Source organism: Thermodesulfobacterium sp., assembly GCF_030445475.1.
GTDB classification, from domain to species: Bacteria; Desulfobacterota; Thermodesulfobacteria; order Thermodesulfobacteriales; family Thermodesulfobacteriaceae; genus Thermodesulfobacterium; species Thermodesulfobacterium commune.
The window spans coordinates 1-13,409 of the sequence record NZ_JASUTP010000035.1; the positions used below are offsets into that span (position 1 = coordinate 1).

A 13,409-nucleotide genomic window follows, 5' to 3' on the forward strand; every position below is an offset into this window, starting at 1 on the left:
TAATGGGGACAGTGGCTGGAGCTGCGATGAAATAAAAGATTAGAGGGTAAAAACAGCCTTAGCCTTAAACTTTTTTACCATAGGAAAACTTTTGATTTCGATTTGATATTTATCAGATAGATTTTTGATAAAGTTTGGGAAGGTTTCTTCTGAAGGGAGGACTACGGTAAACCAGAAGTTAAGTCTATGTTCTCTGAGATAGGCATGGGTAACCTCTGGCAGTTCTGCTATTTCATAAACTATGTTTATTCTTTCTTCTGGGATAGAAGTTCCACATAAACAGGTATAATACCCCAATTTTATCGAGTTGACTGTGGCTCCAAAATGCCTAATAATTCCTTCTTTTTGAAGGTTTTTTAAAAATTCTATTATTTCTTCCTCTGAAAGGTCGAATTTTTTAGCCAAAGTTTCAAAAGGTTTTTCTTCTATAGGGAATTCTTGCTGTAATAGGTTTAGCAGGTTTTTTTTATCTTTTTGAGAAAGTGAAAACTTTTTTGCCATTTGTTTTTATCCCTTCTTTTAAGATTTGATTTTCTATGATAATATAAAAATCGATTGTTTACAACGGAGGCTTGAGATGGAAATAAAGGCCAAAGAAATTTTTGAACTTCTGCCTCATCGTTATCCATTTTTGTTAATAGATAAAATTTTAGAGCTTGATAAAGAAGGTAAATACATAAAGATGTTGAAAAATGTAACCATAAATGAGCCTTTTTTTCAGGGACATTTTCCAGGTAATCCCATAATGCCTGGTGTTTTGATCCTGGAGGCTATGGCACAAGCAGCAGTTGCTGGACTTAAGTTTATTTTCCCAGAGTATAAAAATAGCCTTTTTGTGTTTGCAGGGGCTGATAAGGTAAGGTTTAGGCATCCGGTTTATCCTGGAGATACCTTAATCTTAGAAGCCAAGGGGTTTAAAAAGAAAGGACGTATTATTAAAACCTATGCGGTGGCTAAGGTAGGAGAAAAAGTAGTGGCTGAGGCAGAGTTAATTGCAGGTTTGAGAGAGGAGGACTAAAATTTATGGCCAAAATACATCCTACTGCCTATGTAGATCCCTCTTCTGAGATAGAAGAGGGTGTAGAAATAGGACCTAATGTTTATATTGGCCCAAAGGTTTTTATAGGCAAAGGCACCATCATCAAGCCATATTCTTACATAGAAAAAAACACTAAAATTGGAGAAAACAACATAATCGGTCCATCTGCGGTTATTGGAACAGACCCTCAGCATTTAGGATACAAAGGAGAAGAAACCTTTGTAGAGATCGGAAACGGTAATATTATCAGAGAGTTTGTTACCATCCATAGAGGGACTCCTTATGATGATGGCATTACCAGGATAGGTAATCATTGTCTTTTGATGGCCTATGTGCATATAGCCCATGATTGCAAGGTAGGGGATCATGTGGTGATGGCAAACGCCGCAACTTTAGGAGGACATGTAAGGGTAGGTGACCGAGTGGTTATGGGAGGTTTTTCAGCAGTACATCAGTTTTGCAGAATAGGGGCGTATGCTTTTGTAAGTGCTATGACAGGGATAGACAAGGATGTGCCTCCTTATGTAAAGGTTTTTGGAGTCCCTGGGAAAATTCAAGGGATTAACTTGGTTGGATTAAGAAGGGCTGGTTTTACTAAAGAGGATATAAGAAAAATTTCTCAAGCCGTGGGTTTTTTTCTTGACGCACCAGTTACGATAAAAGAGGTGGTTCAGGAGTTGCGTGAAATTTTTAACGAAGACCCAGTAGTTAATGAACTTGTTAAGTTTTTAGAGAATCCCTCTCGTCAGGGAATTATGAGGAGAAAACCTTTCGAGGGTGAAGAGGCTTTTTAAAGGTTTATGGAGACTACTTCTGTAGGCCTCATCTCAGGTGAGGGAGAGTTCCCTTTAATTTTGGCTCAGGTTTTAAAAAAACAAGGTTATAGAGTAGTGGCTGTTTGTTTTTCTAAAGAGCAAAAAAGGCGACTTGATCCTTTAGTAAACAGGGTGGAAGAAGTAGGGATAGGTCAGCTGGGAAAACTTATCAAGATTTTTAAAAAAGAGCAGGTAAAAGATTTGGTATTTTTAGGAAAGTTAGATAAAAGTAAGGCCCTGAAGATAGGGATTCCAGACGTCAAGGCTTTTTTATTATGGAAACGTCTTAAAAACCGAGAAGACAACACTATCTTAAAGGCAGTAGCCGAGGAGTTAGAAAAAGAGGGCTTTAGAATAAGAGGACCTGCTGAGTTTTTAAAAGAATTTTTGACCCCAGAGGGGGTTTTAACTAAAAGAAGTCCTAATGAGGATGAATGGGAAGATATTAGATATGGCTTTTATATTGCTAAAAAAATAGGAGCTCTCGACATAGGTCAGTGTGTGGTGGTAAAAAACAAGATGACGGTTGCTGTAGAAGCTATGGAAGGAACAGATGCGACGATTTTGAGGGCAGGAACGTTAAGAGAAGATACGGTGGTCATAAAAGTAGCTAAACCTATCCAGGACTTAAGGTTAGACTTGCCGGTGGTAGGATTAAATACGATAGAAAATCTGATAAAAGCTAAAGCTAAAGTTTTGGCGTTAGAAGCAGAGAAGACTTTTTTTCTTCAGCAAGAAAAGTCGTTAGAACTTGCTAACAAACACGGTTTAGCTATTGTAGGCTATAGAGGAACCGATGGAGAAGCTTAGGGTAGGTATCATCGGGATAGGTCATTTAGGAAGGTTTCATGCTGAAAAGCTTGCTCAGATAGATAAGGCAGATCTGGTAGCTTTGGTAGACATAAATCCCGAAAGAGTACAAGAAGCGGTTAAAAAACTTAAAAAACTTGGAAAAAATCCTCAAATTTTTTCTAACTATAGAGACATAGCTAGGTTAGTAGATGCGGTGGTGATAGTTACTCCTACTTTTACCCATTATGAAATAGCCAAGTTTTTTATAGAGAAAGAAAAAGCCGTTTTTTTGGAAAAACCTATTACTAACGAATTAAATTTAGCGGAGGAATTGGTAAATCTTGCTGAGAAAAAAAACGTTCCTTTACAGATAGGGTATATAGAACGATTTCAGGAGGCAGTAAAAGAGGCTATTTCAAAGATAAAAAATCCGGTTTTTATAGAAGCCCATAGACTTTCCTGTTTTACTGAAAGAAATTTAGATATAGATGTGATTTTAGACCTAATGATCCATGATTTAGACCTGGTACTTATGCTGAAACCTGGTAGAAAAGTTGAGTTTATACATGCAGTAGGAGCTCCTTTCTTTACCAACCTTCCAGACATAGTAAATGCTAGATTGGTTTTGGATGATGGGACTACCTGCAACCTTACTGCCAGTCGTTTGTCTTTAAGCAGACAAAGAAGAATAAGAATTTTTGAAAAAGGAAGTTATGCGGTGATTGATACCTTAGAGAAAAGTTTTCTTTATGTTCAGGTTGACCCTAGTACTAAGGAATACTTTCAAGAAAAAAAACTTTTTCCACAAGATGATCCTTTGAAAAGTGAGCTGATTCATTTTGTAGAAGGGATTTTAGCTGGTAGACCTCTTTCCCCTAATGGGAAGGAGGGGTTGCAATCCTTAGAATTAGCGTTTCAAATAAGAAAACAGGTTGAGCAAAATCTGAGAAAATTCTTATGAGTTCAGAAGCCTCTTGCAAAATCTTTATCATAACCGGTGAGTTGTCTGGAGACCTTTACGGTTCTCTTTTGATAAAAAGAATAAAAGAGGTTAATGCAGCTTTTCAGTTCGTGGGTGTAGGTGGTCCAAAGATGAGAAGTCTTGGGATAGATATACTTTTTTCTGCTGAGCCTCTAGCTTTAGTAGGTTTACCTAATCTGTCAGAATTAAAGAAATACTGGTTTGTATATAAAAAGATTAAAGAATTTTTAGCTAAAAAATTGGTAGATGCTGTGGTTTTAGTCGATTTTCCTGGGTTTAATCTTAAGATAGCTAAATTAGCTAAAGAAATGGGTTATCCGGTTATTTACTATATAGCTCCGCAGGTTTGGGCATGGCATAAAAGACGGATCAAAATTTTAAAAAAATATGTGGATAGACTTTATGTAGTGTTGCCTTTTGAAAAGGAGTTTTTTAATTCTTATGAAATCCCAGCTATTTTTTTAGGTCACCCTATCTTAGACCTTATCAAGGTTAATCTTTCTAAAGAGATGCTTTTTGAAATTTATGGGTTAGATGAAGAAAAACCTATTTTAAGCTTTTTCCCCGGAAGTAGAGAAAAAGAAATTCAAAGACATGTCCCCCAATTTTTAAAAATTTATCGCATGGTAAAAGAAAAGGTCCCTGAAGTACAGGGAATAATGGTTAAGGCTTTAGGATTAAAAGATTCTTTTATCTGGGAAGGAGCCAAAAAAGAGATTAAAGTAGTAGAAAACACTCAATATGAGGTGTTAAAGTATTCTACCGCGGCTCTTTTAGCTTCAGGTACTATAACCTTAGAAGCAGCCATTATAGGTACCCCCGCGGTAGTTACTTATTTTCTTCCTTACTGGATGATGAGTTTAGCTAAAAGATTGGTTAAAGTTCCTTTTATCAGTCTTCCTAACCTTATACTTGGGAAAGAGGTTTATCCAGAAATAGTAGGATTTAGGAAGACTCAAGAGGAGATTATTGTTCACCGCTTGATTGAACTTTTAAAAGACCGTACCAAACAAGAACGGATTAAAAGAGATTTGGAGGGTTTAAAAAGATTACTTGGGGCTCCTGGTGCTAGTTGGAGGATCGCTGAAGATATGGTAAGGTATTTGATGTCTTTAAAACGCAAGGTTTCTTGACAAATTATATAAGTTTTTATATTATATAATTTAATTTTTTAGGAGGTTGATCATGGCAGAAGACTTGAAAAAAATGTACTATACAATAGTTACAGACCATTTTCCTTCAGAAATAAGAATAACTTTTGGAGATCAAACTTTGATATATAAAAAAAGGACCTGGGATATAGAGGTTGAACCGGGTGTGATAGAAAGGAGAGGATTAAGATATGGAGAAAATCCAGACCAAGAAGCAGCACTTTATGAGTTGGTAGCAGGAAATCTGATTTTAGGAGAATGTGAGTTTATTCATCCCAATTTAGGGTTGGTTTCTTCTTTAAGAGAACAGGATTTTATTCAGTTCGGAAAACACCCAAGTAAAATCAACCTTACTGACATCGATAGCGGTTTAAACATCCTTAGGTATCTTAACGAAAAACCTTGTTGTGTTATCATCAAACATAACAATCCTTCTGGGGTAGCTTATGGAAATAGTTTAGAGGAGGCGTTTTTACGGGCTTTTAAGGCAGACCGTATCGCAGCTTTTGGCGGAGTGGTAGTATTAAACAGGCCTGTAGATAAGGCTTGTGCGGAGGCTATAGCTTCTAATTATTTTGAGGTAGTAGTTGCTCCAGAATATGAAGAAGGAGCTATAGAGATTTTAAAAGCTAAAAAATCTTTAAGAATAATACGGATTAAACGGATGGATCGACTTCAGAACTACAGAAATTATAAAATTGTAGAGTTTAAAAGTCTCATAGATGGGGGCCTTATAGTACAGGTTTCTCAAAGTAACAAGATTAATCGTCCTGAAGATCTGAAACCTGCGGTTGCGGTAAAAGATGGGATCGAGTACAAATGCCTAAGAGAACCTACCGAAAGAGAGGTTAAAGACATGCTTTTTGGTTGGGCTGTAGAACTTGGGGTTACTTCTAACTCGGTTTTGTTTGTAAAGGATGAATGCACCGTAGCCATCGGAACAGGAGAACAAGACAGGGTTGGTTGTACTGAGATAGCCATCTTTAAAGCCTACACTAAGTTTGCTGATTTGCTTTGCTACGAAAAATATGGGATTCCTTACAAACAATTGGAGTTAGAAGTAGCAAAAGGAATCCGTCCCAAGGAAGATAAAGAAAGGATAGATGAAGAAACCAAGGAAAAAAAGGCAGGTTTGATAGGGGCGGTGATGGTTTCTGACGGATTTTTACCATTTAGAGATTCGGTAGACGTGGTGGCTAAACAAGGAGTTACGGCAATTTTACAACCAGGTGGTTCAATAAGGGACTGGGAGGTTATAGAGGCTTGTAATGAATATCAAATTGCCATGAAATTTACCGGACAAAGGGCTTTTAGGCACTAAACATTTTGTTTTTTTCAACTTCAAATCATTACTAAAAAAGAAAGCAGGGGGGTTATAATGAATAAAATACCTTTTACACCTGAAGGTTTAGAAAAAATAAAAAAGGAACTTGAATATCTTATCAAGGTTGAAAGAAGAAAGGTAATCAAGGCTATCGAAGAGGCCAGGGCACACGGTGACCTTTCGGAAAATGCCGAATACGAAGCAGCTAAGGAGAGGCAAGCTCATATAGAAGGAAAGATCCAGGAACTTTCAGGGATTTTAGCCAATGCTGAAGTAATACCACCTTTAAACAAAGCTCCTGATAGGGTACAGTTTGGAGTAAAGGTCAAACTTTTAAACCTGGACACCGATGAAATAGTGGTTTATAAGATAGTAGGTCCCTATGAGACAGACCCTTCAAAGGGTATTATTTCAGTTAATTCTCCTATAGCTAAAGCTTTGATAGGAAAGGAGATAGGAGATGTAGTTCAAGTAAAAACACCTTCTGGTATAAAAAATTTTGAAATTTTAGACATAGAAATTTAAGCTTTGGGTTGTATTTTAGCATAAAACTAATAAAATTTGATCTTGTAAAATTAAAAACTAACTTAAGCGGAGGTCTACATGGATTTTTTAGCTAAAAAATATCTTTTCACCCCTGGTCCGGTTCCTGTTCCTCCTAAGGCCCTTCTGACGATGGCTCAGCCGATGACCCATCATAGACTACCAGAATTTTCTGAAATTTTAAAAGAGATAAGAGAGAACCTAAAATATCTTTTTCAGACAAAGAATAACGTCTATTTTTTTGCTTCTTCTGGTACTGGTGCGATGGAGGCAGCTATTTTAAATCTTTTTTCTCCTGGAGACAAAGTATTGGTAGTTTCTGCAGGAAAGTTCGGGCAACGTTGGTTCGAACTTGCGAAAACTTTTGGTTTAAATCCTTTGGTAATAGACTTACCTTGGGGCAAAGCGGTAAAATCCGAGCAAGTAGAAGAGGTTTTAAACTCGCATCCTGACATCAAAGGGGTTTTACTCCAGGCTTGTGAAACCTCCACAGGCGTTAAACACCCTGTTAAAGAGATAGCACAGCTTACTAAAAATAGAGAAACTGTGATAGTAGTTGATGCTATCACCGGCCTTGGGGTGTTTGACATACCTATGGATGAGTGGGGACTTGATGTAGTGATCACAGGCTCTCAAAAGGCTTTAAGCCTTCCTCCTGGGCTTTCTTTTATAGCCTTTTCTGAAAAGGCTGAAAAGCTCTCAGAAAAATCTACTTTGCCTAAATATTATTTTTCTTTAAAAAAAGAAAAAAAAGCCTATGAAAAGGATACTACTTCTTTTACCCCAGCCGTAAGCCTTCTTTTAGGGCTGAGGGTGATTTTACAAAGAATAAAAGAGATAGGCCTTAAAGCGCTTTTTGAACATTATCAAGTCCAAGCTAATGCTTGTAGAGCAGCAGTAAAGGCCTTAGGACTTAAGATTTTTCCAGAGGTGCCTTCAGAATCATTAACGGTGATAGAGGTTCCTGAGGGGGTTAAAACAGGAGAACTTATTAACTTTCTTAAGAACAAATTAGGGATTATTTTTGCAGGAGGCCAGGATCATCTAAAAGGAAAGATTATAAGGATAACCCATATGGGAGATCAAAGTTTGTTTGACTTGCTTGTAGCTATTTCGGCTTTAGAGGTAGGGTTAAATCTTTTTGGGTATCAAGTAGAGTTAGGGGCTGGTGTTAAGGCAGCTGAAAAGGTTATCTTTGAACACCTAAAACATAGATATTTTTAAAAATTAAAAATATTAAAAGGAGGAAAAGGTGAAAATGAAGGTTCTTATTTCTGACTCACTTTCTGAAGAAGGTATAAAGATTCTTGAAGAACAAGGGTTAGAGGTTATCTATAAACCTGGTTTGCCTTATGAGGAACTTTTAGACCTGATCGGTGAGGTAGAAGGTCTTATTATAAGAAGTGCTACTAAGGTAACCAAAGAGGTTATAGAAAGGGCAAAAAAACTTAGAGTAATAGGTAGAGCAGGTACAGGGCTTGACAATGTAGACCTTCAGGCAGCCAACGAGAAAGGTATAGTCGTGATGAATGTTCCAGGAGGAAACAGTTTAGCAGCAGCAGAACATGCTTTAGCCCTTCTTTTTGCTTTAGCAAGAAAAATCCCTCAGGCAGTAGCCTCTATAAAAGCTGGGAAATGGGAAAAGAAAAAGTTTATAGGGGTAGAGGTGAATAATAAAGTTTTAGGTATCATAGGTTTAGGAAGGATAGGGGGGATTGTAGCAGAAAGAGCTTTAGGACTTAAGATGAAGGTTATAGCCTATGACCCCTTTGTAACCCCTGAAGCTGCTGAGAAAAAAGGGATAGAGCTGGTTAGTTTAGAGGAGTTGTTTAAAAGAGCAGATTTTATCACCATCCATACGCCTTTAACCAAAGAGACATATCATTTGATCGATGAAAAAGCTTTTTCTTTGATGAAAGACGGGGTTTATCTTATCAATTGTGCGAGAGGTGGGATAGTAGATGAAGAAGCATTGTATAAGGCTATGGTGTCTGGTAAGGTAGCTGGGGCAGCCCTTGATGTTTTTGAAAAAGAACCTATAGACCCTGATCATCCTTTATTAACTTTAGAAAATTTTATCGGAACTCCACATCTTGGAGCTTCTACAGTTGAGGCTCAAAAGGTAGTAGCTGTAGAAATAGCTAAACAAGTAGCTGATTACCTGACAAAAGGTATCATAAGAAATGCGGTTAACGTGCCATCGATTAGTCCTGAAACCCTTAAGATTATAGGTCCTATCATTACTCTTGCAGAAAAAATGGGGCTTTTAGCTACACAGATTACTGATGGGGCTATCAAAGAGGTAGAAATAAGCTATAGAGGAGAGATTTCACAGTTAGACGTAAGACCGGTTACCATAGCTTTGGTAAAAGGACTTCTTTACCCCTTCTTAAAAGAGGACGTAAACTATGTAAATGCCCTTATCAGGGCTAAAGAAAGAGACATCAAGGTAATAGAATCTAAAATAGAGATGGCAGAAGATTTTACCTCGCTTATTAGCCTCAAGGTTATCCACACTGAAGGTACTACCATCGTAGAAGGAACTCTTTTTGGTAAAAAGGAACCACGTATAGTTAAGATAAATGGTTTTAGGTTAGATGCTTTACCTGAAGGGCATATGCTTTATATTTTTAATGAAGACAAACCAGGGGTTATAGGGCAAATAGGAACCATTTTAGGCAAACACAACCTTAACATATCAAGGATGTATGTTGGTCAGGACCCGATGAAACAGACTAACGTGATCCTTCTTAGCTTAGACCAGCCTCCTACAGCAGAAGCCCTGGAGGAATTAAACAAATTAGATACCGTATATTTGGTAAAACCCTTAGAACTTTAACCATGGAAAAGCTTAATTTAAGAAACTATACCTTAGAAGAAATAGAGGTTTTGATCTCACATCTTGGTGAGCCTAAATATCGTGCAGAACAGATTTTTCACTGGATTACTTGTAAAGAAGCCATTGATTTTGACCAGATGACAAACCTTCCTAAGGTATTACGAAAAAAATTGGCAGAAACCTTTACTCTTGAGTTGCCAGAAGTAGTTGAAAAGATTTCAGATCTAGAGGGAACTACCAAATTCGCTCTAAAATTACAGGATGGTGAGATCATAGAGACGGTGGTCATCCCTGAAAGAGACCATTATACCCTTTGTGTCTCAACTCAGGTAGGATGTGCGATGGGGTGTAAGTTTTGTCTTACGGCTAAAGGAGGTTTTAAAAGAAATCTAGAGGTCTATGAAATAATCTCTCAAGTGATTATAGCACGTCTGTATCTTAAGGAAATAAATAGTTTGCTTCCTTTAAGAAACATTGTTTTTATGGGTATGGGAGAGCCTTTAGCTAACTACGAAAACTTGATAAAAGCTTTAAAGATCCTTGCCCATCCTTTGGGGTTTAATGTTTCTAAAAAAAGGTTAACGGTCTCTACTGTAGGGTTGGTAAAGAAGATTAAAAAGCTGGCAGAAGACTTCCCTACTGCTTTGGCTATTTCTCTTCATGCCCCAAATGATGACTTAAGAAAAAGTCTTATACCTGTAGCTAAAAAGTATCCTCTTAAAGACCTTTTAGAAACTATCAAAACTTTCCCTAGGATAAAAAACGGACGCACTACCATAGAATATATTCTTATAAAAGAAATAAATGATAGTCTCCAGCATGCTAAAGAGTTGGTAAACCTTTTCAGAAGTTTCCCTATTAAAATCAATCTTATTCCTTATAATCCCCATCCTGAGCTACCCTTTGAGAGACCAGAAGAAAAAAAGATAGAATCCTTTCAGAGATTTTTATTAGACCATGGCATCCTTACCACCGTAAGAAAGAGCAAAGGACTTGATATTTCTGCAGCTTGTGGTCAGCTAAGAAGAAGATTAACCCTTAGCTCCATACCCCTGCAATAGTAAATCCACAAACAGGGCATACGCCGTTACTTCTTAACCGAACCTTTAAGGCTCTTAATCCTCTTCTTTCTATAAGGAGTGTCTCGCATTTAGGACAGTAAGTGTTTTCATAAGGATTTCCTGGGACATTTCCTATGTATACGTAGTTTAACCCAGCTTCTTTTCCTATTTCATAAGCCTTTTGCAGGGTTTCTACAGGGGTAAAATCTTTGTCAAGCATCTGATATTGAGGATAAAACCTTGAAAGATGCCAGGGTGTGTTCTCATCAAGCTCGGTTTTTATAAAATAGGCTATGTCTTTAAGCTCAGAAGGATCGTCGTTTTCTCCTGGGATGATCAAGGTAGTGATTTCTACCCAGATACCTTTTTGTTTGAGATATTTTAGGTTGTCCAGTACAGGTTGAAGTTTGGCTTTGCAAAGTTTTCGATAGAAGCTATCTCTAAAAGATTTCAGGTCTACGTTTATCCCATGTAGATATGGGCTTATGTAGTCTATGGCCTCTTTAGTCATGTAGCCGTTTGAAACAAACACGTTTTTGATGCCATGCTTAGAAGCTAATTTAGCACAATCGTAAGCAAACTCAAAAAAGATGGTAGGCTCTGTATATGTATAGGAAATACTTTTTGCATCTTCTTTTAAGGTTTTTTCTACGATTTCCTTAGGCGAGACTAATTTTCCGGTAATAGAGTTATAAAGCTGTGGGTATTGAGAGATTTCAAAGTTTTGGCAAAAACTACACCTGAAATTACATCCCACCGTGGCAATAGAATAACTCCAGGTTCCTGGTAAGAAGTGATAGAGGGGCTTTTTTTCTATGGGGTCTAAATTTTGTGCCACAATTTTCCCATATACCAAAGAATATAAAACTCCCTCTTCGTTTTTCCTAACCCCACAAAGACCTACAGAATTGTTTGGTATTACACACCGATGGTTACATAGCATGCATCGAACCTTTTTTTCATCTAACATTTGATAAAATAGAGCTTGCCTAATTCCCATAGATCTACCTCCCTTCTTTTTATTAAAATAAAAATTTTTTGCTAAAATTCAATCACATTTAAGGACAAATTAACCTTAGGTAAAGTCATAAGCATCCTATAGCGGATTAATTTTAATCGGTTGTCAAAATAGACTTAGAATTTTCTTGTTTATTTGTGTTAAAAAACTAAAAAGGAGGTGCAAGATGCAGGCACTTGTACTGGTGGTGATTTTATCGTGTGTTTTTGTGCTTGCCTATAGGTTTTACAGTGCTTTTATTGCTGCGAAAGTTCTTTCTTTGGATCCCAAAAGATCTACTCCTTCTACTATTTTAAATGACGGAAGAGACTATGTCCTTACCAATCGTTGGCTTGTTTTTGGGCACCATTTCGCAGCGATAGCTGGCGCAGGGCCTTTAATTGGACCTGTGTTAGCTGCACAATTTGGTTATTTACCTGGTTTTTTATGGATTTTGATTGGGTGTGTGGTAGCTGGTGCTGTACATGATATGGTGGTGCTTTTTGCCTCAGTAAGACATAACGGAAAGTCTCTTGCTGAAATTGCTAAAGCCCAAGTTGGACCGGTATCTTACTGGCTTGTTCTTGTTGCTACTTTATTTTTGTTAATCATCGTTTTAGCTGGTGCTTCTATCGCGGTTGTGAATGCTTTGTATAATAGTCCCTGGGGGAGCATTCACAGTTGGGGTAACCATATCGATCGCTATTTTTATAGGTATCTATCTTAAATGGTTAAGGCCAGGTAAGGTCGTAGAAGCAAGTATTATTGGTGTGATATTGATTATCTTAGCAGTTGTGGTTGGTCCAGTGATTAAAGAATCAAGCTTAGCACCTTATTTTACTCTTGATAAAAAAACACTTTCTATACTAGTTCCAGTATATGGATTTTTGGCAGCTGTTTTACCTGTTTGGTTACTTCTTGTTCCAAGAGATTATTTGAGTTCTTACATGAAGTTCGGAACGATGTTTTTACTTGCCATCGGTGTGATACTTGTAAATCCTTTAATTAAAATGCCTGCAGTTACTCAGTTTGTGGCAGGTGGTGGTCCTGTTATATCAGGTAAGGTTTGGCCTTTTATGTTTATCACCATATAGCTTGCGGAGCCATTTCAGGTTTCCATTCCCTTGTTTCCTCTGGAACTACACCTAAGATGCTGGAAAATGGAAAAGATATAAGAGTGATTGGATATGGTGCCATGCTTGTAGAAGGATTTGTAGCTTTGATGGCCTTGATTGCTGCTACCGTACTTTCTACAGCAGACTATTTTGCCATAAACAGTGCTCCAGAAGCTTTTAAAAAACTTGGGATGCAGGTTCAAGATCTGCCTTATCTTTCTGCTTTAGTGGGAGAAGAGCTTGCAGGTCGTCCAGGTGGAGCGGTATCTTTGGCAGTAGGAATGGCTGATATTTTTTCAAGGATAGGTGGGCTAAGACATTTGATGAGTTACTGGTATCATTTTGCAATTATGTTTGAGGCCTTATTTATACTTACCCTTATCGATGCAGGAACAAGAGTAGGAAGATATCTAATGCAGGAGTTAGGAGGGGTGTTTTATCCAAAGCTAAGAGATTACACATGGTGGCCAGGTGTAATTGTTACAAGTGGGATATTTACATTTTGCTGGGGATATCTTCTTTATACAGGAACGATAGCTACCATATGGCCACTTTTTGGAGTGAACAACCAGCTTCTTGCTGGGATGGCATTTGCAGTAACTACAACCTATCTTTTAAGGCTTGGTAAAGCAAAATATATATGGGTAACTCTCATTCCTATGACCTTTTTGTTAATAACCACCATCGTTGCTGGCTATCAAAATATAGTTAACAACTATCTCCCTAAACAAAAATATTTACTTGCGGTGCT

12 protein-coding genes and 1 pseudogene are annotated in these 13,409 nt (G+C 37.5%); 11 read left to right on the top strand and 2 right to left on the bottom strand.

Annotated elements, in window-relative coordinates; genetic code table 11:
* Nucleotides 1-39 precede the first annotated feature (39 nt).
* Nucleotides 40-501 carry an Lrp/AsnC family transcriptional regulator gene (locus PWP26_RS07760; RefSeq protein ID WP_301399351.1) on the bottom strand — a complete coding sequence of 154 codons (462 nt, stop codon included), beginning with the start codon at nt 499-501 and terminating at the stop codon, nt 40-42.
* A gap of 76 nt (nt 502-577) precedes the next feature.
* Here PWP26_RS07760 and fabZ point away from each other — a divergent pair, with 76 nt between their 5' ends.
* The 10 genes from fabZ (at nt 578) to rlmN (ending at nt 10,546) form a co-directional block, all read left to right on the top strand.
* Nucleotides 578-1,018, top strand: coding sequence for a 3-hydroxyacyl-ACP dehydratase FabZ (gene fabZ, locus PWP26_RS07765; RefSeq protein ID WP_301399352.1), 441 nt, complete (start codon nt 578-580; stop codon nt 1,016-1,018).
* A gap of 5 nt (nt 1,019-1,023) precedes the next feature.
* Entirely contained in the window at nt 1,024-1,833 is an 810-nt protein-coding gene (lpxA, locus tag PWP26_RS07770; protein ID WP_301399353.1) for an acyl-ACP--UDP-N-acetylglucosamine O-acyltransferase, read from the top strand.
* 6 nt (nt 1,834-1,839) lie between these two features.
* Nucleotides 1,840-2,664, top strand: a complete 825-nt coding sequence (locus PWP26_RS07775; RefSeq protein ID WP_038060649.1) for an LpxI family protein — start codon at nt 1,840-1,842, stop codon at nt 2,662-2,664.
* Entirely contained in the window at nt 2,651-3,607 is a 957-nt protein-coding gene (locus PWP26_RS07780; RefSeq protein ID WP_038060646.1) for a Gfo/Idh/MocA family protein, read from the top strand. The genes PWP26_RS07775 and PWP26_RS07780 overlap by 14 nt, the downstream gene beginning before the upstream one ends.
* Nucleotides 3,604-4,761: a lipid-A-disaccharide synthase gene (gene lpxB / locus PWP26_RS07785; RefSeq protein ID WP_287568756.1), complete on the top strand. Its 1,158-nt coding sequence runs from the start codon at nt 3,604-3,606 to the stop codon at nt 4,759-4,761. Before PWP26_RS07780 ends, lpxB begins: the two co-directional genes overlap by 4 nt.
* Nucleotides 4,762-4,813: 52 nt before the next feature.
* Entirely contained in the window at nt 4,814-6,100 is a 1,287-nt protein-coding gene (locus PWP26_RS07790; protein ID WP_038060641.1) for an IMP cyclohydrolase, read from the top strand.
* Nucleotides 6,101-6,157: 57 nt separating this feature from the next.
* Nucleotides 6,158-6,628, top strand: coding sequence for a transcription elongation factor GreA (gene greA / locus PWP26_RS07795; RefSeq protein WP_038060640.1), 471 nt, complete (start codon nt 6,158-6,160; stop codon nt 6,626-6,628).
* Nucleotides 6,629-6,706: 78 nt separating this feature from the next.
* Nucleotides 6,707-7,870, top strand: coding sequence for an alanine--glyoxylate aminotransferase family protein (locus PWP26_RS07800; RefSeq protein WP_273010723.1), 1,164 nt, complete (start codon nt 6,707-6,709; stop codon nt 7,868-7,870).
* A gap of 34 nt (nt 7,871-7,904) precedes the next feature.
* On the top strand, nt 7,905-9,485 hold the full coding sequence (gene serA / locus PWP26_RS07805) for a phosphoglycerate dehydrogenase (protein WP_022856067.1): 1,581 nt from the start codon (nt 7,905-7,907) through the stop codon (nt 9,483-9,485).
* A 2-nt stretch (nt 9,486-9,487) separates the two neighbouring features.
* A complete protein-coding gene (gene rlmN, locus PWP26_RS07810; RefSeq protein ID WP_301399354.1) occupies nt 9,488-10,546 on the top strand; it encodes a 23S rRNA (adenine(2503)-C(2))-methyltransferase RlmN in 1,059 nt (352 codons plus the stop codon).
* Here rlmN and amrS read toward each other — a convergent pair.
* Nucleotides 10,524-11,546, bottom strand: a complete 1,023-nt coding sequence (gene amrS, locus PWP26_RS07815) for an AmmeMemoRadiSam system radical SAM enzyme (RefSeq protein WP_301399356.1) — start codon at nt 11,544-11,546, stop codon at nt 10,524-10,526. The two genes, rlmN and amrS, sit on opposite strands and share 23 nt — an antisense overlap.
* A gap of 184 nt (nt 11,547-11,730) precedes the next feature.
* Between amrS and PWP26_RS08210 the strand changes: the two are divergent.
* Nucleotides 11,731-13,409, top strand: a pseudogene (locus PWP26_RS08210) (carbon starvation protein A); the annotation flags it as partial.

Excerpts from the sequence above, each read along its gene's own strand:
- rlmN (WP_301399354.1), top strand. The coding sequence starts at position 9,488 with ATGGAAAAGCTTAATTTAAGAAACTATACCTTAGAAGAAATAGAGGTT.
- PWP26_RS07760 (WP_301399351.1), bottom strand. The coding sequence starts at position 501 with ATGGCAAAAAAGTTTTCACTTTCTCAAAAAGATAAAAAAAACCTGCTA.
- PWP26_RS07775 (WP_038060649.1), top strand. The coding sequence starts at position 1,840 with ATGGAGACTACTTCTGTAGGCCTCATCTCAGGTGAGGGAGAGTTCCCT.
- fabZ (WP_301399352.1), top strand. The coding sequence starts at position 578 with ATGGAAATAAAGGCCAAAGAAATTTTTGAACTTCTGCCTCATCGTTAT.
- PWP26_RS07780 (WP_038060646.1), top strand. The coding sequence starts at position 2,651 with ATGGAGAAGCTTAGGGTAGGTATCATCGGGATAGGTCATTTAGGAAGG.
- lpxA (WP_301399353.1), top strand. The coding sequence starts at position 1,024 with ATGGCCAAAATACATCCTACTGCCTATGTAGATCCCTCTTCTGAGATA.
- amrS (WP_301399356.1), bottom strand. The coding sequence starts at position 11,546 with ATGGGAATTAGGCAAGCTCTATTTTATCAAATGTTAGATGAAAAAAAG.
- serA (WP_022856067.1), top strand. The coding sequence starts at position 7,905 with ATGAAGGTTCTTATTTCTGACTCACTTTCTGAAGAAGGTATAAAGATT.
- PWP26_RS07800 (WP_273010723.1), top strand. The coding sequence starts at position 6,707 with ATGGATTTTTTAGCTAAAAAATATCTTTTCACCCCTGGTCCGGTTCCT.
- PWP26_RS07790 (WP_038060641.1), top strand. The coding sequence starts at position 4,814 with ATGGCAGAAGACTTGAAAAAAATGTACTATACAATAGTTACAGACCAT.
- lpxB (WP_287568756.1), top strand. The coding sequence starts at position 3,604 with ATGAGTTCAGAAGCCTCTTGCAAAATCTTTATCATAACCGGTGAGTTG.
- greA (WP_038060640.1), top strand. The coding sequence starts at position 6,158 with ATGAATAAAATACCTTTTACACCTGAAGGTTTAGAAAAAATAAAAAAG.